This window comes from Microbacterium sp. NPDC088619 (genome assembly GCF_044752825.1).
Classification (GTDB): Bacteria; Actinomycetota; Actinomycetes; order Actinomycetales; family Microbacteriaceae; genus Microbacterium.
In genome coordinates this window covers 356,121-378,397 of sequence record NZ_JBIVLZ010000001.1, presented here as the reverse complement: position 1 = coordinate 378,397, position 22,277 = coordinate 356,121, and the positions used below count along the sequence as shown (strand labels likewise).

The 22,277-nt window shown below is 67.9% G+C and carries 18 protein-coding genes; 7 read left to right on the top strand and 11 right to left on the bottom strand.

The window, feature by feature from the left end; all coding sequences use genetic code 11:
- Positions 1 to 29: 29 nt before the first annotated feature.
- Positions 30 to 1,151 (bottom strand): alkaline phosphatase family protein, encoded by a 1,122-nt coding sequence (locus ACIP5T_RS01965; protein ID WP_400860157.1) that lies wholly within the window; start codon positions 1,149 to 1,151, stop codon positions 30 to 32.
- A 59-nt stretch (positions 1,152 to 1,210) separates the two neighbouring features.
- On the opposite strand from ACIP5T_RS01965, the gene ACIP5T_RS01960 reads away from it, so the two are divergent.
- Positions 1,211 to 3,652 (top strand): DNA topoisomerase (ATP-hydrolyzing) subunit A, encoded by a 2,442-nt coding sequence (locus tag ACIP5T_RS01960; protein WP_400860156.1) that lies wholly within the window; start codon positions 1,211 to 1,213, stop codon positions 3,650 to 3,652.
- 55 nt (positions 3,653 to 3,707) lie between these two features.
- Here the strand turns inward: ACIP5T_RS01960 and ACIP5T_RS01955 are convergent, their stop codons facing one another.
- The 4 genes from ACIP5T_RS01955 to ACIP5T_RS01940 all read right to left on the bottom strand — a co-directional run bounded on the left by ACIP5T_RS01955 (position 3,708) and on the right by ACIP5T_RS01940 (position 7,712).
- Positions 3,708 to 4,547 (bottom strand): 3-oxoacyl-ACP synthase III family protein, encoded by an 840-nt coding sequence (locus ACIP5T_RS01955; protein WP_400860154.1) that lies wholly within the window; start codon positions 4,545 to 4,547, stop codon positions 3,708 to 3,710.
- A gap of 89 nt (positions 4,548 to 4,636) precedes the next feature.
- The gene (locus ACIP5T_RS01950; RefSeq protein ID WP_400860152.1) at positions 4,637 to 5,929 is read right to left on the bottom strand and encodes a F390 synthetase-related protein; all 1,293 of its coding nucleotides are present in this window, start codon (positions 5,927 to 5,929) and stop codon (positions 4,637 to 4,639) included.
- Entirely contained in the window at positions 5,929 to 6,726 is a 798-nt protein-coding gene (locus ACIP5T_RS01945; protein ID WP_400860150.1) for an MBL fold metallo-hydrolase, read from the bottom strand. Before ACIP5T_RS01945 ends, ACIP5T_RS01950 begins: the two co-directional genes overlap by 1 nt.
- Positions 6,723 to 7,712, bottom strand: a complete 990-nt coding sequence (locus ACIP5T_RS01940; RefSeq protein WP_400860148.1) for an NAD-dependent epimerase/dehydratase family protein — start codon at positions 7,710 to 7,712, stop codon at positions 6,723 to 6,725. Before ACIP5T_RS01940 ends, ACIP5T_RS01945 begins: the two co-directional genes overlap by 4 nt.
- A gap of 32 nt (positions 7,713 to 7,744) precedes the next feature.
- Between ACIP5T_RS01940 and ACIP5T_RS01935 the strand changes: the two genes are divergently transcribed.
- Complete coding sequence (locus ACIP5T_RS01935) at positions 7,745 to 8,962, top strand: glycosyltransferase (protein ID WP_400860146.1); 1,218 nt, start codon at positions 7,745 to 7,747, stop codon at positions 8,960 to 8,962.
- Between the two features lie 3 nt (positions 8,963 to 8,965).
- Here ACIP5T_RS01935 and ACIP5T_RS01930 read toward each other — a convergent pair whose 3' ends face one another.
- The gene (locus ACIP5T_RS01930; protein WP_400860143.1) at positions 8,966 to 11,068 is read right to left on the bottom strand and encodes a type IIA DNA topoisomerase subunit B; all 2,103 of its coding nucleotides are present in this window, start codon (positions 11,066 to 11,068) and stop codon (positions 8,966 to 8,968) included.
- A 182-nt stretch (positions 11,069 to 11,250) separates the two neighbouring features.
- Between ACIP5T_RS01930 and ACIP5T_RS01925 the strand changes: the two genes are divergently transcribed.
- On the top strand, positions 11,251 to 11,463 hold the full coding sequence (locus tag ACIP5T_RS01925; RefSeq protein ID WP_042540282.1) for a hypothetical protein: 213 nt from the start codon (positions 11,251 to 11,253) through the stop codon (positions 11,461 to 11,463).
- Between the two features lie 54 nt (positions 11,464 to 11,517).
- Here the strand turns inward: ACIP5T_RS01925 and ACIP5T_RS01920 are convergent, their stop codons facing one another.
- Complete coding sequence (locus ACIP5T_RS01920) at positions 11,518 to 12,558, bottom strand: alanine racemase (RefSeq protein WP_400860141.1); 1,041 nt, start codon at positions 12,556 to 12,558, stop codon at positions 11,518 to 11,520.
- Positions 12,555 to 13,262 (bottom strand): alanine racemase C-terminal domain-containing protein, encoded by a 708-nt coding sequence (locus ACIP5T_RS01915; RefSeq protein WP_400860139.1) that lies wholly within the window; start codon positions 13,260 to 13,262, stop codon positions 12,555 to 12,557. Before ACIP5T_RS01915 ends, ACIP5T_RS01920 begins: the two co-directional genes overlap by 4 nt.
- A 79-nt stretch (positions 13,263 to 13,341) precedes the next feature.
- Between ACIP5T_RS01915 and ACIP5T_RS01910 the strand changes: the two genes are divergently transcribed.
- Positions 13,342 to 14,358 (top strand): sugar-transfer associated ATP-grasp domain-containing protein, encoded by a 1,017-nt coding sequence (locus ACIP5T_RS01910; protein ID WP_400860137.1) that lies wholly within the window; start codon positions 13,342 to 13,344, stop codon positions 14,356 to 14,358.
- Positions 14,359 to 14,447: 89 nt separating this feature from the next.
- On the opposite strand, the gene ACIP5T_RS01905 is transcribed toward ACIP5T_RS01910, so the two are convergent.
- The 3 genes from ACIP5T_RS01905 to ACIP5T_RS01895 form a co-directional block, all read right to left on the bottom strand.
- Complete coding sequence (locus ACIP5T_RS01905; RefSeq protein WP_400860135.1) at positions 14,448 to 15,140, bottom strand: coenzyme F420-0:L-glutamate ligase; 693 nt, start codon at positions 15,138 to 15,140, stop codon at positions 14,448 to 14,450.
- The gene (locus tag ACIP5T_RS01900) at positions 15,140 to 16,372 is read right to left on the bottom strand and encodes an RNA polymerase sigma factor (RefSeq protein WP_042540194.1); all 1,233 of its coding nucleotides are present in this window, start codon (positions 16,370 to 16,372) and stop codon (positions 15,140 to 15,142) included. The genes ACIP5T_RS01905 and ACIP5T_RS01900 overlap by 1 nt, the downstream gene beginning before the upstream one ends.
- Positions 16,373 to 16,539: 167 nt before the next feature.
- Complete coding sequence (locus ACIP5T_RS01895; RefSeq protein ID WP_400860133.1) at positions 16,540 to 17,481, bottom strand: proteasome assembly chaperone family protein; 942 nt, start codon at positions 17,479 to 17,481, stop codon at positions 16,540 to 16,542.
- A 103-nt stretch (positions 17,482 to 17,584) separates the two neighbouring features.
- Here ACIP5T_RS01895 and ACIP5T_RS01890 point away from each other — a divergent pair, with 103 nt between their 5' ends.
- The 3 genes from ACIP5T_RS01890 (at position 17,585) to sucB (ending at position 22,273) form a co-directional block, all read left to right on the top strand.
- Positions 17,585 to 19,060 (top strand): leucyl aminopeptidase, encoded by a 1,476-nt coding sequence (locus ACIP5T_RS01890; RefSeq protein WP_400860131.1) that lies wholly within the window; start codon positions 17,585 to 17,587, stop codon positions 19,058 to 19,060.
- A 2-nt stretch (positions 19,061 to 19,062) separates the two neighbouring features.
- On the top strand, positions 19,063 to 20,436 hold the full coding sequence (gene lpdA, locus ACIP5T_RS01885) for a dihydrolipoyl dehydrogenase (protein ID WP_400860129.1): 1,374 nt from the start codon (positions 19,063 to 19,065) through the stop codon (positions 20,434 to 20,436).
- A gap of 67 nt (positions 20,437 to 20,503) precedes the next feature.
- Positions 20,504 to 22,273 carry a 2-oxoglutarate dehydrogenase, E2 component, dihydrolipoamide succinyltransferase gene (gene sucB / locus ACIP5T_RS01880; RefSeq protein ID WP_400860127.1) on the top strand — a complete coding sequence of 590 codons (1,770 nt, stop codon included), beginning with the start codon at positions 20,504 to 20,506 and terminating at the stop codon, positions 22,271 to 22,273.
- Positions 22,274 to 22,277: the final 4 nt, after the last annotated feature.

Here is a 22,277-nt window from a genome sequence, read left to right as displayed (position 1 = left end):
GGCGTCCGCAAAACCGCGGATGCAGACGCTCAGCGGGCGAAGGCGCCGAACCTGAGCAGCGGAACCTGACGCTCCTCCGGAGTCAGACCGCCATGCTGACCGATCATCCCCCGGCTGCGCTGGTCGGCTGCGGTGCCGTCGTAGACGGCCCCGTTGCCTCTCGCGACGACGAGCACGTCGCCGATCCGCGACGCGGCGGCCCGGGTCACCTCGGGGCCGAAGAACCCGGATGCGATCGCCTGCTGCCGGGTGCCCACGTCGGCGAGACCCTCGAGATCCCGGCGCCACCGCTCAGCCACAGCCGCCCCGTCAGCACCCGATTCCGCGTAGACGTGGAGCATCCTCGGCTCTCCGCCGATGTGCTGAACCCCCACGAGGTGCTCGGCCTCGAGCACGATCTGCCGATGCGCCGGCACGTCGATCATGCCGTGATCCGACGTCACGAGGACGCCGACACCTGGCGGCACGGGTCGCGACAGCGCGGCATCGATCTCCTCGAGCGCCGACACCCAGTGCACCGAGTCGAGACCGTACCTGTGCCCGGCCTTGTCGGCCTCCGGCAGATAGCAGTAGACCAGGGAGCCCGGGTGGCGCTCTGCGAGGTCATAGGCCGCCTCGACGCGTTCTGCGGGTGTCTGTGCGGCGACGAAGTCGGCCCCGCGCAGCGTGGCTCGGGTGAATCCGCTCGCCGCATAGGCTGCGACGCCGACCGCGTAGGTCGGACGCCCCTCCGCACGAGCGCGTTCGAAGACGGTCGGAGCCGCCTGCCAGGTCGCCGGATCCAGTCCTTCCGACTCCCAGCCCGTGAGCTGGTTGACCAGGATCCCCCGGGAAGGGTCGAGAACGCGATAGCCGACCAGACCGTGCTGGCCCGGCCACACCCCTGTGAGGATGCTGGTCAGAGCGGCCGCGGTGGTCGACGGGAAGACCGAGTGGGCGACATCCTTCTTCGCCATCCCCGACGTGAGCGCCCTGGCATGGCCGGAGTGGGCGCGCAGACTGATGGCGCCGAGGCCGTCGATCAAGACGAGGACGACGGATTCGGCCCGCGGCAGGCTCGCCGATTCGCCGCGCAGAGCGGCGAACACGTCGTCCGCCACCCCGACGACGCTGCGGGCTGCAAGCGACTCGGACGGTAGAATGAGGGACATCCGAGCCAGTCTGACACAGGCTCCCGTACGCCCTCAGCCTCGCACCACTCAGGATGCCCATGCCGAAGACCCCGCCTGCCGAGCTCGCCCCTGAGCGTATCCAGGACATCGATCTCGAGACAGAGATGCAGGGTTCATTCCTCGAGTACGCCTACTCGGTGATCTACTCGCGCGCTCTGCCCGACGCTCGCGACGGCCTGAAGCCCGTGCAGCGTCGCATCCTCTACCAGATGGCGGAGATGGGACTCCGCCCCGACCGCGGTCACGTCAAGAGCGCCCGCGTCGTGGGCGAGGTCATGGGAAAGCTGCACCCGCACGGCGACTCCGCGATCTACGACGCCCTCGTGCGCCTCGCCCAGGAGTGGGCTCTGCGCGTGCCTCTGGTCGACGGTCACGGCAACTTCGGCTCGCTCGACGACGGACCCGCAGCCGCCCGCTACACCGAAGCACGGCTGGCATCCCCTGCCATGGCCCTCACCGAGAACCTCGATGAGGACGTCGTCGACTTCATCCCGAACTACGACGGCCAGTTCCAGCAGCCGTCTGTGCTCCCCGCGGCTTTCCCGAATCTCCTGGTCAACGGCGCGAGCGGCATCGCCGTGGGCATGGCGACCAACATGGCACCGCACAACCTGATCGAGGTCGTCGCCGCTGCCACGCACCTCCTCGAGAACCCTGACGCCACGACCGAAGAGCTCATGGAGTTCGTGCCCGGCCCCGACTTCCCCTCGGGCGGAATCCTGATGGGTCTCGAAGGCGTCAAGGACGCGTACACGAACGGGCGCGGCGCGCTGAAGGTGCGAGGCAAGGTCTCCGTCGAGCCTCTCGGCCCTCGGCGCACCGGCATCATCGTGTCCGAGCTGCCCTACATGGTCGGACCCGAGCGACTGATCGAGAAGATCCGTGATGCCGTGCAGTCGAAGAAGCTGCAGGGCATCAGCGACGTGACCGATCTCACCGATCGCAACCACGGGCTGCGCGTCGCGATCGGCATCAAAACCGGTTTCGACCCGCACGCAGTGCTCGATCAGCTCTACCGGCTCACCCCGCTCGAGGATTCCTTCAGCATCAACAACGTCGCCCTGGTCGACGGGCAGCCCCGCACGCTCGGGCTCAAGGAGATGCTTCGCGTCTACGTCGCGCACCGGCTCGAGGTGGTCACCCGTCGCAGTCGATACCGCCTCGCCCGGCGCGAAGAGCGCCTGCACCTCGTCGAGGGCCTGCTCATCGCGATCCTCGACATCGACGAGGTCATCCAGGTCATCCGCTCGTCGGACGACTCCGAGCAGGCGCGCGCCCGGTTGCGCTCGGTGTTCGACCTCAGCGAGCTGCAGGCCGAGTACATCCTCGAACTGCGGCTGCGGCGCCTGACGAAGTTCTCGCGCATCGAGCTCGAGACCGAGCGAGACGCCCTGCTCGCCGAGATCGCCAGACTGCGGGAGCTGCTCGGTAGCGATGTGCTTCTCCGTGCGGTGGTAGCCGAGGAGCTGGATGCCGCGGCTGAGGCATACGGCACCCCTCGCCGCACGCTCCTGATGAACGCCGCGCCCCCGAAGCCGCGCGCCACGAAGGGCGCGGTCGACCTGCAGATCGCCGACGCTCCGACCGTGCTCGTGCTGTCGACGACCGGCCGCGGCGTGCGGGTGGACCTCGCCGAGGGCCAGGAGCTGACGCTTCCGGCGCGGCGGAGCAAGCACGACGCGATCCTGACGACGGTCGATACGACGGTTCGCGCAGAGATCGGCGCGCTGACCACGGAGGGGCGCGTGCTGCGCTTCTCCCCCGTCGACCTGCCGTCCGTACCGTCGTCCTCCGTGCAGCTCGCCGCGGGCGCCCCGCTGCGCGACTACCTCGGGATCACCACCCGCGGAGAGCGCATCCTCGGCTTCGTCCGCTTCGACAGCGATACGCCGATCGCGCTCGGCACCGCGCAGGGCACGGTCAAGCGGATCGTCCCGTCCACGCTGCCCGTGCGGCCGGATCTCGAGGTCATCGGCATGAAGCCCGGTGACACCGTCGTCGGGGCCGTGGAAGCTCAGGACGACGCCGACCTCGTCTTCGTCACGACCGACGCACAGCTGCTGCGGTTCTCGGCCTCCGCGGTCCGACCGCAGGGTGCACCCGCAGGCGGCATGGCCGGCGTCAAGCTCGGCGCCGGTTCGTCGGTGCTGTTCTTCGGCGCGGTCACGCCGGAGGCCGATGCCGTGGTCGCCACCGTCTCGGGCTCGGACAGCAGCCTGCCGGGCACCGAGCCGGGCCGCGCCAAGGTGACGTCCTTCACCGAATACCCGTCGAAGGGCCGAGCGACCGGCGGAGTGCGCGCTCACTCGTTCCTGAAGGGCGAAGACCGCCTCACGGTCGCCTGGGTCGGGCCGAGTCCCGCGCAGGCCGTCGATCCGACAGGCGCTGTGCGCAAGCTCCCCGAACCCGGTGCACGACGCGATGCATCCGGTCAGCCGATCGACGGCGTGATCGGGAGCATCGGTCGCACTCTGGTCTGAGCGCCAGGGAGAGTACGATCTCTCCCTGGCGCTGACCTGACAGCCGCCGTCCGGCTCAGAGTCGGAGAGCGAGGATGTTGGCGGTGAGGCCCGCGGCCGTGCCGCAGAGGATCACCGTGTCGCCCGGCTCGACGCGACCGCTCTCGAGCGCCCGGATGAGCATGAACGGCACGGACGACGAGACCATGTTGCCGAAGTCCCGCACCTCGTCGATCCGACGGTCTGCCGGGATCCCGAGGCGGTCGAGCATCGGTCCGAGCGCCGCAGACGCCTGGTGCGGAACCCAGAGAGCGACATCCTCGTGCGAGATGCCCGATCGTCGATGGAACGCGTCGAAGAACTCGGGAAGCACGCGCATCATCCCCAGCAGCGCCCGGCGTCCGTTCATGTCGAAGAGGTAATCGGCGGGATCCCCCGCGGAATAGGCCTGGGCGGGCGATCTCGACAGCCCTCCTCTGATCTCCGTGTCGTGCGCGTACGCGGGCCAGGTGCGTTGAGCGCTGGCGATCACGCCTCGATCGGGGTCGGCGGAGCGGCGCAGCACGACGGCCGCGCCTGCATCGCTGAAGAGCTCGAAGCTCTCCCGCTGCTCCGGATTCAGGAATCGCGTTCCCACGTCTCCCGCGAACACCAGGATCGTGTCGTGATCACCGGCATCGAGATACCGCGAGGCGATGTCCAGACCGGTGATGAAACTCGTGCAGGTCGAGTTCACGTCGAAGGCCGCTGCGTGGCCTGTGAGCGAGAGCCTCTCCAGCACGAGCGCGGCCGTGCACGGGATGGGCTGGATTCCCGCGGCCGAGGCGCCGAGAACGAGGTCGACGTCGTCGGCCGTGATGCCCGCGTGCGCGAGTGCCCGCTCGCACGCCTCGGTCAGCATGTCGAGATGGGACACGTCGTCGTCGATGCGATACCGCGTCTGGTCCCCGAACCGCACGACACGCGAAGGCAGAGACGTCCCCCAGCCCACGATCTCGCAATTCCTCACCATCGCCGGTCCCCCCATTCCTGCACCACGCGGCGCAGCTTCACGGATCCGTCGCTCACGAAGTCGATGAATGTGAGAGCCGGTCGCTCGCACCCCAGCCGATCGGCCAGCGCGTGCACCTCGCCTTCGACGAGACCCCGCGATCGATCGTCGAGGGTGTCGAGCGCGATCTGCAGGTGCGACTCGCCGATCTGAGTGATGCGGTACTCGTCGAATCCGTCGGCGTACAGCAGTGCGCGTGCGATCACATCGGCGAAGACGGGCAGATCGCGGCCGTCGAGCGAGCGGAAGACCAGGGTGTCGCCCTCTCGGCCCTCGATGCGCTCGATCGCCGTGAGCGCACTGCCGCAGGGGCACGGTCGGGTCCGCACGCGCAGGACGTCACCGAGCCGATACCTGACGATCGGCTGCGCACGACGGCGAAGATCCGTCACGATCGGCGTGAACCGCTCGGCATCCAGTGCGTCGCGCTCGACCAGGATGTCGTCCTCATTGAGATGGATCACACCGTGCTCGCAGGTGTGCGCCAGGAACCCCTCCGTGCACTGGTAGAGCTGGTGCAGAAGGGGCTGACCGAGTGCAGCCCTGATACGCCGCTCGTCGGCTATCTCCAGCACCTCGGCCACCGAATACACCCGCTGCGGCATGATGTCGAGCCGACCTGCATCGGCCGCACGCGCGATCAGTCTGAGCACCGACGGCGGAGCGACCAGGATGGTCGGTCGGTACTCTCCCAGCCGGGTGATGTTGTCATCCATGTCGGCGTACACGTCGAAGTAGCGGAAGGACACCGCCCGTGAGCCGACCGACTCGTACAGACTGTTGTCCGCGCGGAGGAACAGCGCGATCCGGTGTCCGAGAAGTGTGCCCCGCGGGAGCGTGCGGGCGAGCACGGTTCCCACCCAAGCATCGCGCTCGGCACTGCTGACGACGAAGAGGCCGCGGTGCCCGCTGGTCCCGCTCGAGAGGCCGACCGAGTTCGAGCCCAGATCCGCGTCGAAGTCTCGGGAGCGCTCGTTCGCGATCGCCAGCGCGAGTGCCTCGCTCTTTCCGACGCCGACGGTGTTGATCTCGTCGAATCGACTCATCATGACGCTTTTGTCCATGAGGGGGAGTTCCGAGAACGAGCGCGTCGCCAGGAGGTCACGGAAGTACGGCGACCGCCGTCGCAGGAATCTCAGGTGCGAGCGCAGCAGGCGCCTCTGACGCCGCTCGATCGCGGCCCGAGTACGCATCGGGCGCAGCCACCGCACCGCGACGAACTCGCGCAGGATCCTGAGCGTCGACATCAGCTCAACAGCTCCTTCGCGTCGAGCGGATCATGGCTGCAGACCACACGGATGCCGGCGGCCGCGAGTACGCCGAGACTCCGCGCCGTGGCGGCGTATCGATCCGCATCGTGCTGGACCGCCCGGGGCAGTGCCTTCAGGTTCCCCGACACGTGGATCAGGTCGTTCCCCCATGCCGCATCGCCCGCGAGCAGGACACGGCGCTCGATCAGCGCGCCGAGGTGACCGTCGGCATGGCCGGGCAGATCGAGCACGAGGTACGAGCTGTCGCCGAGAAGATCGTGAGCGCGCAGCACGATGCCGCCGAGCTCGACGGTGGAGAAGGCCTCCTCGCCGATCACGATCCGCTCGGCATCCGGGAACCAGGTCGGAAGCAGGCCGGTGAGCACCCCCGCGCGCAGACGTGGGGCCGCCAGCGTCCGCTCGTGGCCCGCGCTCAGCACGAACGTCGCATGCGGGAAGCGACGGACTCCCCCGACGTGGTCCGGATGCAGGTGCGACAACACGACGTGGGTGACGGATGCCGGGTCGACGCCGTCCGCGCGAAGCCGTGCGGCCACATCGTCGGAGCCCCTGATGACCGGAGGGAGCAGAAGCCGGTAGACGGCACCACGCCAGCCGGTGTGCCACGGTCCCGTCGCATAGCCGGTGTCGAACAGCACGCGCCGGCCGTCCGCGGCGTCGTAGAGGAATACGCCGGACGGGAACTCGCGGACTCCACGCGCTCCCCCGCGGAACATCGCACCGACGTCGTGCGACGTGCTGCCGCAGGTGTAGTGACGGAGGCGGCCTGTCATCTGCTCTCCCCCAGGTGAGCGGCGACAGCGGCGAGGGCATCATCGAGTGACACCTCGGGGTGGTAGCCGAGGTCCGCCTTCGCGCGGGTGATGTCGAGCGTCTGCGAGTAGGCGATGGTGCTGAGCGTGTACCGGGTGAGCGCAGGCTCGGGTCGCCACGGCAGCATCGAGCAGACGCCCTCCATCGCGGAGGCCAGGGCCCAGGCCACCCGTCGGTTCATCGGGCGGAACCGCGGGGCCTGGCCCATCCTCGCGAGGAGGATCGTCAGCAGCTCGCGGAATCGGCGCGGGTCGTCGTTGGTGATGTTGTACACCCCGCCCGCGGCATCTCCTCGGGTGACCGCGAGCCTCAGCGCCGAGGCGACGTTCTCGACCGCCGTGACGTCGATGAGATTGTCGCCTCCATCGAAGACCGGCACGCCCACCCTGGCATGCACATCCAGCAGCCTCGGCACGAGGCTCGGGTCGCCCACGCCGATCAGACCGCGAGGACGCACGATCACGAGCTCGGCTATCGCCCCGCTGTCCAGCCCATCGAGCAGCAGGTCCTCTGCGGCGATCTTCGACCGGATGTAGCCGTTGAGACGGTTGCTCCGGTCGACGTCGGGTTCCCGGACGGCGATGCGGTCGCGGGCCGCGGCATAGACGCTGGGCGACGACACGTGCACGATCCGTCTGACTCCGTTGCGGCGGGCGAACTCGACGACATGACCGGTGCCCACGACATTCGCCTCATGGAAGTCCTTCCACGGACCCCACGGCGTCGACAGCGCCGCGCAGTGGATCACGGCATCCAGCGGCAGGTCGCGAAGGCGGAGCGAAGCGAGATCACCGGGCACGCGATGCGCGGCGTCGGCGATTCGCGCGAGCGCCTGCTCGTTGCGACCGGCGGCGAAGACCTCGTATCCGTGTCGCTGCAGCTCGGGCACGACGTAGCCGCCGAGGAACCCGCTCGCCCCCGTCACCAGCACACGGGCTCCGGACATGCTCATCACGATAGTCGTCCTATTGTGGTCGAGTGCGCATCGCCATGGTCACCGACTACTACCTGCCCACGCTCGGTGGCGTGCAGACCGCCATCAAGGCGCACAGAGAGGCGCTCGAGCACGCAGGGCACGAGGTCGTCGTCTTCGCGCCCCTCACCGACCCCAGCGATGACCCGCAGGTCGTGCGCCTTCCGACCGCCCGAGCCTTCGCGCCGGACGGATACCCGTTCGCCTGGCCGCCCTCCGCCGTGGCGGCGGCCCTCACGGAAGGTCTGCGTTCGCACGCGATCGAGATCGTTCATGTGCACACCGAGATGTTCGCGGCGCTGGGCGGTTTCGAGGCGGCGAGGGCGCTCGGCATACCCGTCGTGCAGACCATGCACGGGCGCATCGACGTGTACACCCGCTCGGTGCTCCCGGTGCCCTCGGTCACGACGGCACTGCTCGCGACCATGCACCGTCGCCGCATGAGCCACGCCCGCGCGACGGTCGACAGCGACGCGCCGTATGCGAAGACGCGCACGGCACGGCGTATGTGGAGACTCATGGTCAGCCAGGCGAACCATGCCGATCAGGTCATCGTGCCCTCGGAGCACTTCGCGGCGAAGCTCTCGGCTCAGGGTGTGCACACGCCGCTCACAGTGATCTCGAACGGCCTGGAGGCGACCGTGCTCGAGGAGGTCGGCGCTCCCCCGCCACGCACGCTCGAACCCGAGGAGCCGTTGAGGGTGATGTGGTGCGGCAGGCTCTCGCCCGAGAAGCGCCCTGAGGTGTTCGTCGACGCCGTGAGGCAGGTCTCCGGCATCCGCGCCGAGATGTTCGGCGACGGCGTGGCCAGACGCCGCGTCTCCTCGGCATCGGACGGGATGCCGCCCGGCCGGCTCACGGTGCACGGCGGTGTCGCGCAGTCGCGCGTCCTCGAAGCGATGCGGGGCGCTCACGTCCTGGTGTCGAGCTCTCTCGACTTCGACAATCAGCCGATGGTGATCCTCGAGGGGATCGCCGCGGGGCTGCCGGTCATCGTCGCGGACCCGGATCTCCTCGAGATGCTGCCCGCGGACGGAGGTCTCGTCTCACGCACACCGGATGCCGACGGCCTGGCGACCGCGATCCGAGAGTTGCGCGACGATCCTGCACGGCTCACGCTCATGAGCGCAGCCGCACTCGCTCATCGCGACCGTGTCGCTCAGGACACGCACCGCGACGCGCTGCTGGGCGTCTATCGGGCCGCTCTGGCGCTGAATCGCTGAACTTCAGGCGTCGATCGATTCGCGGGACAGCCGATCCGACGACTCGATGATGAACTCCCGGCGAGGAGCGACCTCGTTGCCCATCAGCAGCTCGAAGACCCGGCCGGCCGCCTCGGCATCCTCCATGCGCACGCGGCGCAGCAGTCGTCCGCCACGCTCCATGGTCGTCGTGGCGAGCTGCTCCGCGTCCATCTCGCCGAGACCCTTGTACCGCTGGATCGGCTCATGCCACCGCTTGCCCGACTTGCGGAGCTTTGCGAGCAGCGCGTGCATCTCCTGCTCGCTGTAGGTGTAGATCGTCTCGTTCGGCTTGGAGCCGGGGTTCATCACGATCACCCTGTGCAGCGGCGGCACGGCGGCGAACACTCGACCGTGCTCGATGAGCGGACGCATGTACCGATAGAAGAGGGTGAGGAGCAGCGTGCGGATGTGCGCGCCGTCGACGTCCGCGTCGCTCATCAGGATCACTTTGCCGTACCGTGCGGCGTCGATGTCGAAGCTGCGCCCGGAGCCCGCGCCGATCACCTGGATGATGGACGCGCACTCGGCGTTGGAGAGCATGTCGCCCACCGATGCCTTCTGGACGTTGAGGATCTTGCCTCGGATCGGCAGCAGCGCCTGGAACTCGCTGTTGCGGGCGTTCTTCGCTGTGCCGAGTGCAGAGTCGCCCTCGACGATGAACAGCTCGCTCCGCTCGACCTCGTTGGTGCGGCAGTCCACCAGTTTGGTCGGCAGGGTCGACGACTCGAGGGCGTTCTTGCGACGCTGGGTCTCTTTGTGTGCGCGAGCGGAGACCCGAGCCTTCATCTCGGCGACGACCTTGTCGAGCAGCTGCGTCGCCTGGCTCTTGTCATCGCGCTTGGTCGAGCTGAACCGGGCAGCGAGATCCTTGCGAAGCACCTGTGCGACGATCTGACGCACAGCCGGCGTGCCGAGGATCTCCTTGGTCTGCCCCTCGAACTGCGGCTCGGGTACGTTGACCGTGAGCACCGCGGTCAACCCGGCGAGGACGTCGTCCTTCTCGAGCTTGTCATTGCTGCCGACCTTCAGCCGACGGGCGTTCTGATCGACCTGCGCCCTGAGAACCTTGAGCAGCTCCTGCTCGAAACCCTGGTTGTGCGTGCCGCCCTTGGGCGTGGCGATGATGTTCACGAACGAACGGGTCGTCGTGTCGTACCCCGTGCCCCAGCGCATCGCGATGTCGACCGCGCAGACGCGCTCGACCTCGGTCGCGATCATGTGACCGTCGGCCTGCAGAACGGGAACCGTCTCCTTGAACGTGCCCTCGCCCTGGATGCGCCAGGTGTCGGTGACGGGCGCATCGTTCGCGAGGTACTCCACGAACTCCGAGATGCCGCCGTCGTACCGGTAGGAGGTCTCGATCGGCTGGCCCTCGACCTCGGAGCCGTTCGCGGCGCGCTCGTCTCGGATGACGAGTTCCAGTCCGGGGACGAGGAAGGCTGTCTGTCGCGCGCGGGTGACCAGGTCGTTCAGCTGGAACGCGGCATCCTTCGTGAAGATCTGGTGATCAGCCCAGTAGCGGATGCGCGTGCCGCTGGTGCCGCGCGGTGCCTTGCCGACGACCCGCAGCTCGCTCTTGTCCTGGAACGGCGTGAATTTCGCGTCCGGCCGCTTCTCGCCGTCATCGGCGAAGAGTCCCGGCTCGCCGCGGTGGAACGACATGGCGTAGGTCTTGCCGCCTCGGTCGACCTCGACGTCGAGGCGCTCGGACAGAGCGTTGACGACGGAGGCTCCGACACCGTGCAGGCCACCGGATGCCGCGTACGAACCGCCGCCGAACTTGCCACCGGCGTGCAGCTTGGTGAAGACGACCTCTACGCCGGTGAGACCCGTGCGGGGCTCGACGTCGACGGGGATGCCACGACCGCGGTCATGGACCTCGACGCTGCCGTCTTCATGCAGGATGATGTCGATCTTCGAGCCGTTGCCCGCGACGGCCTCGTCGACGGCGTTGTCGATGATCTCCCAGAGGCAGTGCATGAGACCCGGGGATCCGTTCGAACCGATGTACATACCGGGACGCTTGCGGACGGCCTCGAGCCCTTCGAGCACCTGGAGATGATGGGCGGAATACTCGGCGGTCACAATCTCCGAGTCTATTCGCGATGCCCCGCCTGAAGCCGCAGACACTCCCCCGCGACCCCGATGCCGGGCCCCGCGCGTACGCGCTGAGCGAAACACGCCGCAAACCGGGCATGCGTACAGCGTCAGCGTGGTTGTATTGAACACGCCCAACCAGCGAACCCGACACTCAAGGAGGCACCATGATGAACGCAACGACCGAACGTGAGACCTCCGCCGTCGAGTTCCGCCTGACCGCCATGGATCGCTGTGATTCGTGTGGCGCTCAGGCCTACATCGCCGCCGAGGTCAACGGCTCCGAACTTCTCTTCTGCGCGCACCACGGGCGCAAGTACGAGGAGAAGCTCCGCAGCATCGCAACGAGCTGGCACGACGAGACCGCTCGCCTGATCGACTGATCAGCTGCGGTCAGATCCGCCTCGGAGCCCGTCATCAGACGGGCTCCGCTTTCGTTAAGGGGTGCTCACTCGCCGGATGCGCGCGGTGAGCCGGGTGAGTATCTCCTCACCCACGGTGTCGATGCGCTCGGCGAGGGTCGTCGCGCTCGACTCGCCATGATCTCCTGCGCCGAACATCCAGACCGAATCACCGAGCCGCATTCCCGGCCACCCTTCGACCACCGACGTCGTCGCGTCGATACGCAGAAGCTCCCGGGCACCGGAGGGGGTGCCGACTCGAGCCCCCGCCAACGACGACGGGATGCCGTCGAAGGCGCCGATGCCCACCACGGCGTCACCGTCGACGATCTCGATGACCGTCGCGGTGAGCTCAGCGACCGGTGTCACACCTGCGAGCTCCGGGCCATCCGCCGAGCGGACGCCGTAGCAGAATGCTCCGATCCTCGACACCGAGCCGCGAAGCTCAGGGCGCCACCAGGATGCGGCGGATGCCGTCAGGTGCAGCGCCTCGGGCGTGGCACCGGACTGCTCGGCCGCGCGCACCGCATCGAGGAACAGTGTCTGCGCCTCGTCGTCCTCGTCGTCGCTGGCCTCCGCGAGATGGCTCCAGACGCCCACGAGCTGCAGGTGGCCTGCGGCCTCGCCGGCTCGTACGTCGGCGATGGTGCGTGCCCACTCGTCGGGAAGCAGACCGTTGCGATGCAGTCCGGTGTCGATCTTCAGGTGAATCCGCGCCTGCAGTCCCTCTCGCGCCGCCCGAGCGGTGATGCGCGCGAGGTACTCCGCTGACCCGACACCGAGATCGATGCGCGCGTGCAGCGCCTCGTCGACCTCATCGTCGGTCGATGTGGCCCACGCGAAGATCCGCCCGGTGTCTCCCAGCACGCGCCTGGTCTCGACGCCGCTGCGGACGTCGTACGCCCCGTACCATTCGACGCCCATCCCCTTCGCGGCTTCCACTGCCCAGCGGAGACCGTGTCCGTAGGCGTCGTCTTTGAGCACGATCATCAGCGCTGATGGAGCGATGCGATCACGCACGGCGCCGATGTTCGATCTGAAGCGGTCTGTGTCGACGCGCAGCTCCGGGCGGCTCATGCCTCCCACCCCCGCTCCGCATGGGAGCCCGAGACCGTGACGAGCTCGGCGACCGTGAGTCCTGTCACCGCGCTCCACCTCGCGAGGCCGGGAGCGGCCGGTCCGCGTCCTCCGAAATAGGTGGCATCGGCCCCCAGGGCGACTTCGGCAGATCCCTCCAGATCGATCACGCAGACATCCATCGCGACACGTCCGATGATCGGACGCTGCACGCCCTCGATCTCGACGTGCGCGGCATTGCCCAGAGCACGGACGATCCCCTGTGCATATCCGCCCGTCACCAGCGCGGCCGTCGTATCGCGCATCGCTCGATGCGTGTAGCCGTACGAGACCGCGTCTCCGGCTGCGAGCGGCTTGGTGGAGAGCACTCTGCCTGCGAGACGCATCACCGGACTCGTCCGCAGCGTCCCGTCGAAGTCAGGCAGTCCATAGAGCAGGAACGGGTCGATGTCGGCTTCGCCGGCTGTCGTCGCATCGATGCCCTCGAGCGCCAGCGCCTCCACCTCCGCCTCGTAGTCGACCCGCACGGCGGCGGCACCTGCCGCGACGACGGCATGCGCGACAGCGAGCACTCCGTGCCCCCACGCATCCCTGCGAAGGTCGGCCACTCGGCCGCCGGCACCGACAGCGGCGCTCGATGCAGCAGCCAGCGCCGACCGCGAGATCATCGCGCGCGGACGGGAGCTCGATGTCTTCTCACACACGTTTCCAGCCTAGCTCCGCCTTCTCAGGATGCCCTGCGCACCCACCGTAGACTGGAGGCGACCCCGACCTTGGAGATCCATGTCACGCTTTTCCCTCGCGCCCCGCGTCCGCTATCTGCTGGCGCGCGCCCGCCGCATCGACGTCACCTCGGTCATCGAGAGGGCCAAAGAGGCGTCGTCCCAGCATGGCAAGGCCGTCCCGCTCGTGGTCGTCGACATGCTGTGGTCGGCCGGGCGGCACAACGTCGGGTTCCAGGACTACATCGACTACGACTTCGCGATCCTCACCAAGGCGGAGCGCGACACCTTCATGACCCACCCGGTGTCGAACGAGATCTCGCAGAAGTACGACCACCCGGACTACCGTCACTTCTTCCACGACAAGGCGGAGTTCAACCCCGTCTTCGATGCGTTCCTCAAGCGCGAGTGGATGGTCATCACCGAGGGCAACGCCGACGAGCTGCGAGATTTCACAGAGCGTCAGGGCACGATCGTCGTCAAGGAGACCCACGGTCAGGCAGGCACGGGTGTGCACCGCTATCACGCCGCCGATGTCACCGATTGGGATGCGTTCCACGCCGACCTCCTCTCGAAGAAGCAGGTCCTCGTCGAAGAGGTCATCCGCCAGCACGCCGACCTCGCGGCCGTCTGCCCCGGCACCGTCAACACCACCCGCATCACCGCATTCTTCGATGGAGAGAAGACGCACATCCTCGCGATGGCACAGAAGTTCGGGCGCGGCGCGGTGAGCGACCAGATGAGCTTCGGCGGCTTCTACACGATGCTCGACGAGAACGGCCATGCCGTCGGCTCGGGCTACGACTCGCACGGTCACGTGCACGTCACGCACCCGGATTCGGGCTTCCCGATCGCCGACTTCCAGCTGCCGATGATGGACGAGGTCCGGGAGTTCGTCGACCAGGTGGCTCGCGTCGTGCCTCAGGTGCAGTACGTGGGCTGGGACGTGGTGGTCACCCCCGAGGGACCTGTCCTGGTCGAGGGCAACTGGGGAGCCGGCGTGTACGAGAACAAGCCGAGCGTCACGGGCATCCGCACCGGCCACAAGCCGCGCTATCAGGCCGCGATCGGGTTCTGACGCGACTGGGTTCTGGCCCGAATCGGGCACGAAGAAGGCCCGGATGCTGAGCATCCGGGCCTTCTTGCTGTGAGTGCGACTCGCGAAGATCAGACCTCGCGGACGATGCCCATGGGCGTCGACTGCGTCGCCTGTCCGAGCGGGTTGTCGCCCAGGATCTGGACGAGCCGACGCTCGCCCGCCTTGTCGAGAGTCGAGCCGAGGATGTTGCCGCCGATGTCGTTGATGTCGACGACGGCCACTTCGAGGTCTCCGCCGAGCATCTTCTTCAGGCGCTCGGCGACCTCGCGCGGGTTCTTCGGGCCCAGAACGACCGCCTGGTTGTACGGCGGGATCGTGTTCTTCGTCGGGCCGTCGATCGCACGCGCCTTGTCGCCGGCGATGCGATAGAAGTCGCCCCGGCGTCCGAAGGCCTTGGTGACGACCGAGACGCCTGCGGCGAACAGGATCCGCAGAGTGCCGCACTCGCGCAGCGCCATCTCCATGGTCTCGGGCATTCCGAGACCGATGCCGTAGGAGGTGCGCACGACGTATCGCGAGAGAAAGCGTGCGAGCGGGCGCGGCGAGATCTCATCGAGTCGGTACGACCGGCCCTGTGTGATCGCGACGATCTTCTCGGTCACGAACAGCAGGTCGCCCGGCTGCACCGCATCCTTCGCGTACTCGATGACGACCGAGTCGAGATCGTCATTCGGCATGACCACGCGCGTCCGCAGCGGGATGCGCGCGTAGCTCTTGCCGTCGACAATCGTCTCGAGCGCCTTGCCCTCGTTCGCCTGCATCACTCGAGGTAGTCCCGCAGCGACTGCGAGCGGCTCGGGTGGCGCAGCTTCGCCATCGTCTTCGACTCGATCTGACGGATGCGCTCACGCGTCACGCCGAACGTGTCTCCGATCTGGTCGAGCGTCTTGGGCTGTCCGTCACCGAGCCCGAAGCGCATCCGGATGACACCGGCCTCGCGCTCCGAGAGCGAGTCGAGCAGCTGCTCGAGCTGACGCTGCAGCATCGTGAAGCCGACCGCGTCCGCGGGGACGACGGCCTCGGTGTCCTCGATGAGGTCACCGAACTCGCTGTCGCCGTCCTCACCGAGGGGCGTGTGCAGCGAGATGGGCTCGCGGCCGTACTTCTGGACCTCGACGACCTTCTCGGGCGTCATGTCCAGCTCGCGGCTGAGCTCTTCCGGCGTGGGCTCGCGGCCCAGATCCTGCAGCATCTGGCGCTGCACGCGGGCCAGCTTGTTGATGACCTCGACCATGTGCACCGGGATGCGGATGGTGCGGGCCTGGTCGGCCATGGCGCGGGTGATCGCCTGACGGATCCACCAGGTGGCGTACGTCGAGAACTTGAAGCCCTTGGTGTAGTCGAACTTCTCGACCGCGCGGATCAGACCGAGGTTGCCCTCCTGGATCAGATCCAGGAACTGCATGCCGCGACCGGTGTAGCGCTTGGCGAGAGACACGACGAGACGCAGGTTCGCACCGAGCAGGTGGCTCTTGGCGCGCTGACCGTCACGGGCGACCCACTGCAGGTCGAGTCCGAGCTGGCTGGCCTTCTCAGCGGCCGTCATCGTGGAGAGCTTCTCCTCGGCGAACAGACCGGCCTCGATGCGCATCGCGAGTTCGACCTCTTCGGCCGCGTTCAGCAGCGCGACCTTTCCGATCTGCTTCAGGTAGTCCTTGACGGGGTCGGCGGTCGCGCCGGTGATCTGCGTCGAGTAGACGGGCACGTCTTCGTCGTCGTTCGACGAGATGACGATGGCGCCGGTGGGCAGAGGCTCGGTGAACTTCGGCTTCGAGTCCTCATCGTCCTCGTCGGGCTCTGCGGCGGGAGGAGTCTCGTCGTCTTCGACGATGTCTTCGGCCTTCTTCTTCTTCGCGGGCGCGCGCTTGGCAGCGGCCCGCTGCGCTGCCGTCTTGGGGGCCGGCTTCTCAGCCGCCTCCTCGACGGGAGCGTCGACCTCGGGAGCGTCGGCGGTCTTCTTCGTCCGGGTCTTCTTCGTCGTGGCAGGAGTCACGTTTCGCCTTTCACGGGGCCGCTCGCAGGCCCCGGAGCATTTCGGACACTAGTAAGACCCTTGTCAAGTCCGATCTCCGGAGAGATCGATTGACAACGGGTCAGAGTCCTAGTATCGCACACGTGTGGGCATGCAGGTGCAATCCGCCGAAGTTCCCGCCTTTGACCTCAACCCCGACCCGGCTTGTCCTCGTCGCCGCTGGGGCGCGATGCGAGATAGCGCTCGAGTTCTGCGGCCAGCTCGTCGGCGCTCGGCAGGTCACGCTCGTTGAAACCGCCTTCGTCGTACGAGCCGTCCTCGGGGTCACGACCAGCCATGTAGGCGTCGTAGCGGCGCTCGAGACCCTGCACCATCTGCTGCAGCTCGTCATTGCCGAGGACCTGATCGTCGACGCGGGTGAGGTAGTCCTCGCGACGCTGCTGCACCTCGTCGAGCAGGATCACCAGGCCCGTCGCCGCCATCAGCTTCTCCGCCGCCGCGATCACAGCGTCGGGGTTCTCGGTCTCGGCCAGGTAATGCGGAACCAGCAGCACGAAGCCGACGACCCGATCACCGTGTTCGGCGAAGCGGAATTCGAGAAGGTGCCCTGCGGTGGCCGGCACCTGGGTGCGCGGTCGCCAGACGGAGTGCGCCACGGTGAGTTCGCGCCTGTTGCCGCTCACCGTCGTGCCGATGGGACGCGTGTGCGGAACAGGCATCGCGATCGAATGCACCCAGTTCAGCCCGGACACCTCGAACTCGTCGGCGAGTTCGAGCACGGTGCGTGCGAACTCGTTCCATGCGAAATCAGGCTCGTAACCTGCGAGGAGAAGGAACTTCTGGCCGAGGGCATCCGTCGCGAGCGAGAGTTCGAGTCGTGCGGGACGGAACTCTGTCAGATGGTCCTGATCGAAGGAGATCACCGGACGACGCGCCCGATAGTCGAGGAGCACATCGTTATCGAAGACCGCTACCGGTTGCGGAGAGGTCGTCTCTCGAAGGTGCTCGATGAGCCCCGAGACCGCGTTGCCCGCGTCGGTGAAACCTGTCAGGAGCAGTACAAGGGGCAGTCCGCGCGGCACGACCGGTGCGTTCGCTACACGTTCATGGATCTCTCCGGAGAAGGGCATGAGTCAATGCTACGAGCAGGGTCGGACGGCCGGGCGGTGACCTTCATGCTGAGAGCGAACACCCGCTCGGCGACCTGACGCACGACCGACCTAGGATGGAGTCATGACGCTTCCCGCGCTCTCGCGCACCTCAGATCAGTTCCCCGGAAGCGCTGCAGACGCCGCAGTGCTCGTCATCCCCGACATCTCGGACTCCGCAGAGTCGCTCGACGGCTATCCCGGTCTCGCAGAATCGCTGCAGGGCATCGGGTTCACGGGTTCGGCGTCAGCCTTCGCCCGTGTGTACGCGCCAGAGGTGACGGCACTCCCGTTCGCCGTCGTCGGCGTCGGGCGCGATGCAGGGGTCCCCTCGGTGCGCGACGCCGTCGGCGCGGCACTGCGTTCCTTCACCGGTTTCGAGACCGTGTCCGTGGCTCTCGCGCCAGGGCTCGAGTCCTTCGCCGACGCCGCTGCCGAGGGCGCGGTCCTCGGTGGGTACCGTTTCGACGGCTACAAGAGAGACGCCGGAAAGACCCGCGCCTCGTCTGTCCTGCTCCATGCAGACGTCGACGACGCGAACCTCGCGCGGGCTACCGCGATCGGCGAGGCCGTCGCGCTCATCAAGGACCTCGTCTTCGTGCCCGCCGAGTGGCAGAGCCCCGCCCAGCTCGCTCAGAGCGCTGCGGACAGCGTCGATGGCCTGTCAGACGTCAGTGTCGAGATCCTGGACGAAGACGCCCTCGCAGAGCAGGGCTTCGGCGGCATTCTCGGCGTCGCTCAGGGCTCCGACAGGCCGCCCCGCCTCGTCCGGCTCGACTACGCACCGGCGGATGCCACCCGCCACATCGCGCTCGTCGGCAAGGGCATCACCTTCGACACCGGCGGGCTCTCGCTCAAGCCCGCGGCCTCGATGGTCGGCATGAAGTTCGACATGGCCGGAGCCGCCACCAGCGTCGCCGCGCTTCGCGCGATCGCCGCACTCGGCCTGCCTGTGCGCGTCACCGCATGGCTGTGCATCACCGACAACATGCCGTCGGGTCGCGCGCTGCGCCCCGGCGACGTGATCCGCATCCTCGACGGCACGACCGTCGAGGTCCCGAACACGGATGCCGAGGGGCGCCTGGTCATGGCAGACGGACTCGTGGCGGCCAGCCGGGAGAACCCTGACGTCATCATCGACGTCGCGACGCTCACCGGCGCGATCGTGATGGCACTCGGCCACCGTCATACCGGGGTCTTCGGCGCAGACGAGGCGGTCGCCGAGTTCCTCACCGCGGCCGACGCCGCCGGCGAACTGGCGTGGCACATGCCGCTCCCGGAGTACATGGAGGACTCGCTCGACTCCCCCATCGCCGACATGCAGAACGCCAACATGGGCGACCGCATGGGCGGCGCATCGTACGCGGGACTCTTCCTGCGCCGCTTCATCGGGCGGGTCTCCGACGAGAAGGACGCTCCGCGCATCCCCTGGGTGCATCTCGACATCGCCGGCTCCGGCGAGCACAACGGCGCACCCTACGGGTTCACCGACAAGGGCCCCACAGGAGCGATGGTCCGATCGATCATCGCGTTCGCCGAAGCATCCCACAAGGAGGCATGACCATGACCACTCATACGTTCGACATCGTCGTCCTGGGCGGAGGCAGCGGCGGATACGCCGCGGCGCTGCGCGCGAGCGAGCTCGGCAAGTCCGTCGCGCTCATCGAGAAGGACAAGGTCGGCGGCACCTGCCTGCACCGCGGCTGCATCCCCACGAAAGCGCTGCTGCACGCGGCGGAGGTCGCCGAGCACGTGCGGGATGCCGCCCATGTCGGCATCTCAGCGACCCTCGAGGGCATCGACCCCGCCGGCGTCCGCGCGTACCGCGAGGGCATCGTGGCGAAGAAGTACAAGGGCCTCGAAGGCCTGGTGAAGGCTCGAGGAATCACCACCGTCGCCGGCTTCGGCCGACTCAATGCCGACCGCTCTGTGAGCGTCGGCGACGATGTGTACGTCGGCACGGACGTTGTCCTCGCGACCGGCTCGTACAGCCGGACGCTTCCCGGACTCGAGATCGGCGGTCGGATCCTCACCAGCGAGCAGGCGTTGTCCCTCGATGTGATCCCCGAGCGCGTACTGGTGCTCGGCGGTGGCGTCATCGGCGTCGAGTTCGCCAGCGTGTGGCGCTCGTTCGGCACCGAGGTCACCATCATCGAAGCGCTGCCGCACCTGGTGCCCAACGAGGACATCGCGATGAGCAAGGGGCTCGAGCGGGCGTTCCGCCGGCGCGGGATCCAGTATTCGCTCGGGATCCGCTTCCAGAGCGCGAGCCAGGACGACAGCTCGGTCACCGTCACGCTGGAGGACGGCAAGGAGTTCACCGCCGACTACCTGCTCGTCGCCGTGGGTCGCGGACCGGTCACGGCCGACCTCGGCTTCGAGGAAGCGGGTGTCACGCTCGACCGCGGATTCGTCACGGTCGACGAGGAGCTCCGCACCGGAGTGCCCGGAGTCTGGGCGGTCGGCGACATCACGCCGGGACTGCAGCTCGCGCACCGCGGATTCCAGCAGGGCATCGCCGTCGCCGAACGCATCGCCGGGCTCTCGCCCGTGAACGTCCCCGACATCCAGATCCCCAAGGTCACCTACTCGAGCCCCGAGGTCGCCTCGGTCGGCGTCACGGAGGATGCGGCCGTCGCCGAGCACGGCGCGGATGCCGTGGTGGCTTACGAGTACAACCTCGCGGGCAACGGGAAGAGCGAGATCATCGGCACCGGCGGGCTCGTGAAGGTCGTCCGACTCAAGGAGGGCCCGGTCATCGGCGTCCACCTGCTCGGCGACCGCGTGGGCGAGCTCATCACCGAGGGCCAGCTGGCCGTCGCGTGGGAGGCCCACCCCGAGGACATCGCCCCCCTCATCCATGCGCACCCCACACAGAGCGAGGCGCTCGGAGAAGCCTTCCTCGCCCTCGCGGGAAAGCCGCTGCACGCCCTCTGAACACCAACCGGTGAACAGTTCACTAAGCTAGACACGCGTCATTTAACTTCCTGAAGGAGACTCAGTCATGAGCACATCCGTCGTCCTCCCTCCTCTCGGCGAGAGCGTCACAGAGGGCACCGTCACCCGCTGGCTCAAGCAGGTGGGAGACACTGTTCAGGCGGATGAGGGCCTGCTCGAGATCTCGACCGACAAGGTCGACACCGAGATCCCCTCTCCTGTCACCGGTGTCATCGAGGAGATCCTCGTCGCCGAGGACGAGACCATCGAGGTCGGCGCGCTGCTCGCGCGCATCGGCGATGGCAGCGCGGCTGCTCCGGCAGCGGATGCTCCCGCCGCCGCCGCGCCCGCCGCGGAAGAGGCCGCCGAGCCCGCCGCCCCGCAGGCTGAGGCTCCCGCCGAGCCCGAAGCCGCCGCGCCTGCTGCCCCCGAGGCGGCTCCCGCCGCCGCACCTGCAGGAGACGCCACGGACATCGTCCTCCCCGAACTCGGCGAGAGCGTCACCGAAGGCACCGTCACGCGCTGGCTCAAGCAGATCGGCGACACCGTCGAGGTCGACGAGGCACTGCTCGAGATCTCGACCGACAAGGTGGACACCGAGATCCCGTCGCCCGTCGCCGGTGTGCTGCAGGAGATCGTGGCAGGCGAAGACGAGACCGTCGAGGTGGGCGCCGTGCTCGCACGCGTCGGCTCTGGAGCCGCTCCCGCTGCGCAGGCTCCCGCCGCCCCCACCGAGACTCCTGCCTCTCCTGCAGAGGCTCCCGCCGCTCCGGCTGCGGAGGCCCCCGTGGCTCAGGCGCCCGCCGCCGAGGGTACGGCTGCACCCGTCACCCCCGCTCCTGCGGCAGCACCGTCGGAGCCTGCACCCGCTGCAGCATCTACTCCGGCCCCCGCCGCCGCCGAGTCGAAGCTGTCGCTCCCGACCGAGAGCGACAACCTCTACGTGACGCCGCTCGTGCGTCGTCTGGCGTCGCAGCAGGGCGTAGACCTCGCCAGTGTCACCGGCACCGGTGTCGGTGGACGCATCCGCAAGGAAGATGTCCTCAAGGCTGCTGAGAGCGCGTCGTCGGCACCCGCTGCCGCTGCCGCTCCTGCTGCCCCCGCTCCGCTCGAGGTCTCGCCGCTCCGCGGCACCACTCAGCCGATGTCGCGCCTGCGCAAGGTTCTCGCCAAGCGCGCGGTCGAGTCGATGCAGCAGACGGCTCAGCTCACGACGGTCGTCGAGGTCGACGTCACCGCTCTCGCGGAGTACCGCGACAGCGTCAAGGGATCGTTCCTCGAGAAGACCGGCGACAAGCTGTCGTTCCTGCCGTTCTTCGCTCTGGCTGCCGCCGAGGCGCTGCGCGCCTTCCCGATCGTGAACGCCACGGTCGACGGGGAGAACATCGTCTACCCGGAGTCGGAGAACGTGTCGATCGCAGTCGACACCGAGCGCGGTCTTCTCACGCCGGTTCTGCGCGATGCCGCATCGAAGAACATCGCGGAGATCGCCCACGAGATCGCCGACCTCGCCGCGCGCACGCGTGACAACAAGCTGAAGCCCGACGAGCTCGCTGGCGGCACGTTCACGCTGACCAACACCGGTTCGCGTGGCGCGCTGTTCGACACCCCCGTCGTGTTCCTTCCGCAGTCCGCGATCCTCGGCACCGGAACGGTCGTCAAGCGCCCCGGTCTGGTCAAGGTCGGCGGCGCAGACGCGATCGCCGTCCGTTCGTACGTGTACCTCGCGCTCTCGTACGATCACCGCATCATCGATGGAGCTGACGCCGCCCGCTTCCTCGGCGCAGTGAAGGCCCGCCTCGAGTCGGCGCAGTTCGCCGCTCAGCTCGGAGCCTGACCGC

Coding starts and splice junctions, on each gene's coding strand:
- ACIP5T_RS01965 (WP_400860157.1), bottom strand. CDS start 1,151: ATGTCCCTCATTCTACCGTCCGAGTCGCTTGCAGCCCGCAGCGTCGTC.
- ACIP5T_RS01960 (WP_400860156.1), top strand. CDS start 1,211: ATGCCGAAGACCCCGCCTGCCGAGCTCGCCCCTGAGCGTATCCAGGAC.
- ACIP5T_RS01950 (WP_400860152.1), bottom strand. CDS start 5,929: ATGTCGACGCTCAGGATCCTGCGCGAGTTCGTCGCGGTGCGGTGGCTG.
- ACIP5T_RS01945 (WP_400860150.1), bottom strand. CDS start 6,726: ATGACAGGCCGCCTCCGTCACTACACCTGCGGCAGCACGTCGCACGAC.
- ACIP5T_RS01940 (WP_400860148.1), bottom strand. CDS start 7,712: ATGTCCGGAGCCCGTGTGCTGGTGACGGGGGCGAGCGGGTTCCTCGGC.
- ACIP5T_RS01925 (WP_042540282.1), top strand. CDS start 11,251: ATGAACGCAACGACCGAACGTGAGACCTCCGCCGTCGAGTTCCGCCTG.
- ACIP5T_RS01920 (WP_400860141.1), bottom strand. CDS start 12,558: ATGAGCCGCCCGGAGCTGCGCGTCGACACAGACCGCTTCAGATCGAAC.
- ACIP5T_RS01910 (WP_400860137.1), top strand. CDS start 13,342: ATGTCACGCTTTTCCCTCGCGCCCCGCGTCCGCTATCTGCTGGCGCGC.
- ACIP5T_RS01905 (WP_400860135.1), bottom strand. CDS start 15,140: ATGCAGGCGAACGAGGGCAAGGCGCTCGAGACGATTGTCGACGGCAAG.
- ACIP5T_RS01895 (WP_400860133.1), bottom strand. CDS start 17,481: ATGCCCTTCTCCGGAGAGATCCATGAACGTGTAGCGAACGCACCGGTC.
- ACIP5T_RS01890 (WP_400860131.1), top strand. CDS start 17,585: ATGACGCTTCCCGCGCTCTCGCGCACCTCAGATCAGTTCCCCGGAAGC.
- lpdA (WP_400860129.1), top strand. CDS start 19,063: ATGACCACTCATACGTTCGACATCGTCGTCCTGGGCGGAGGCAGCGGC.
- sucB (WP_400860127.1), top strand. CDS start 20,504: ATGAGCACATCCGTCGTCCTCCCTCCTCTCGGCGAGAGCGTCACAGAG.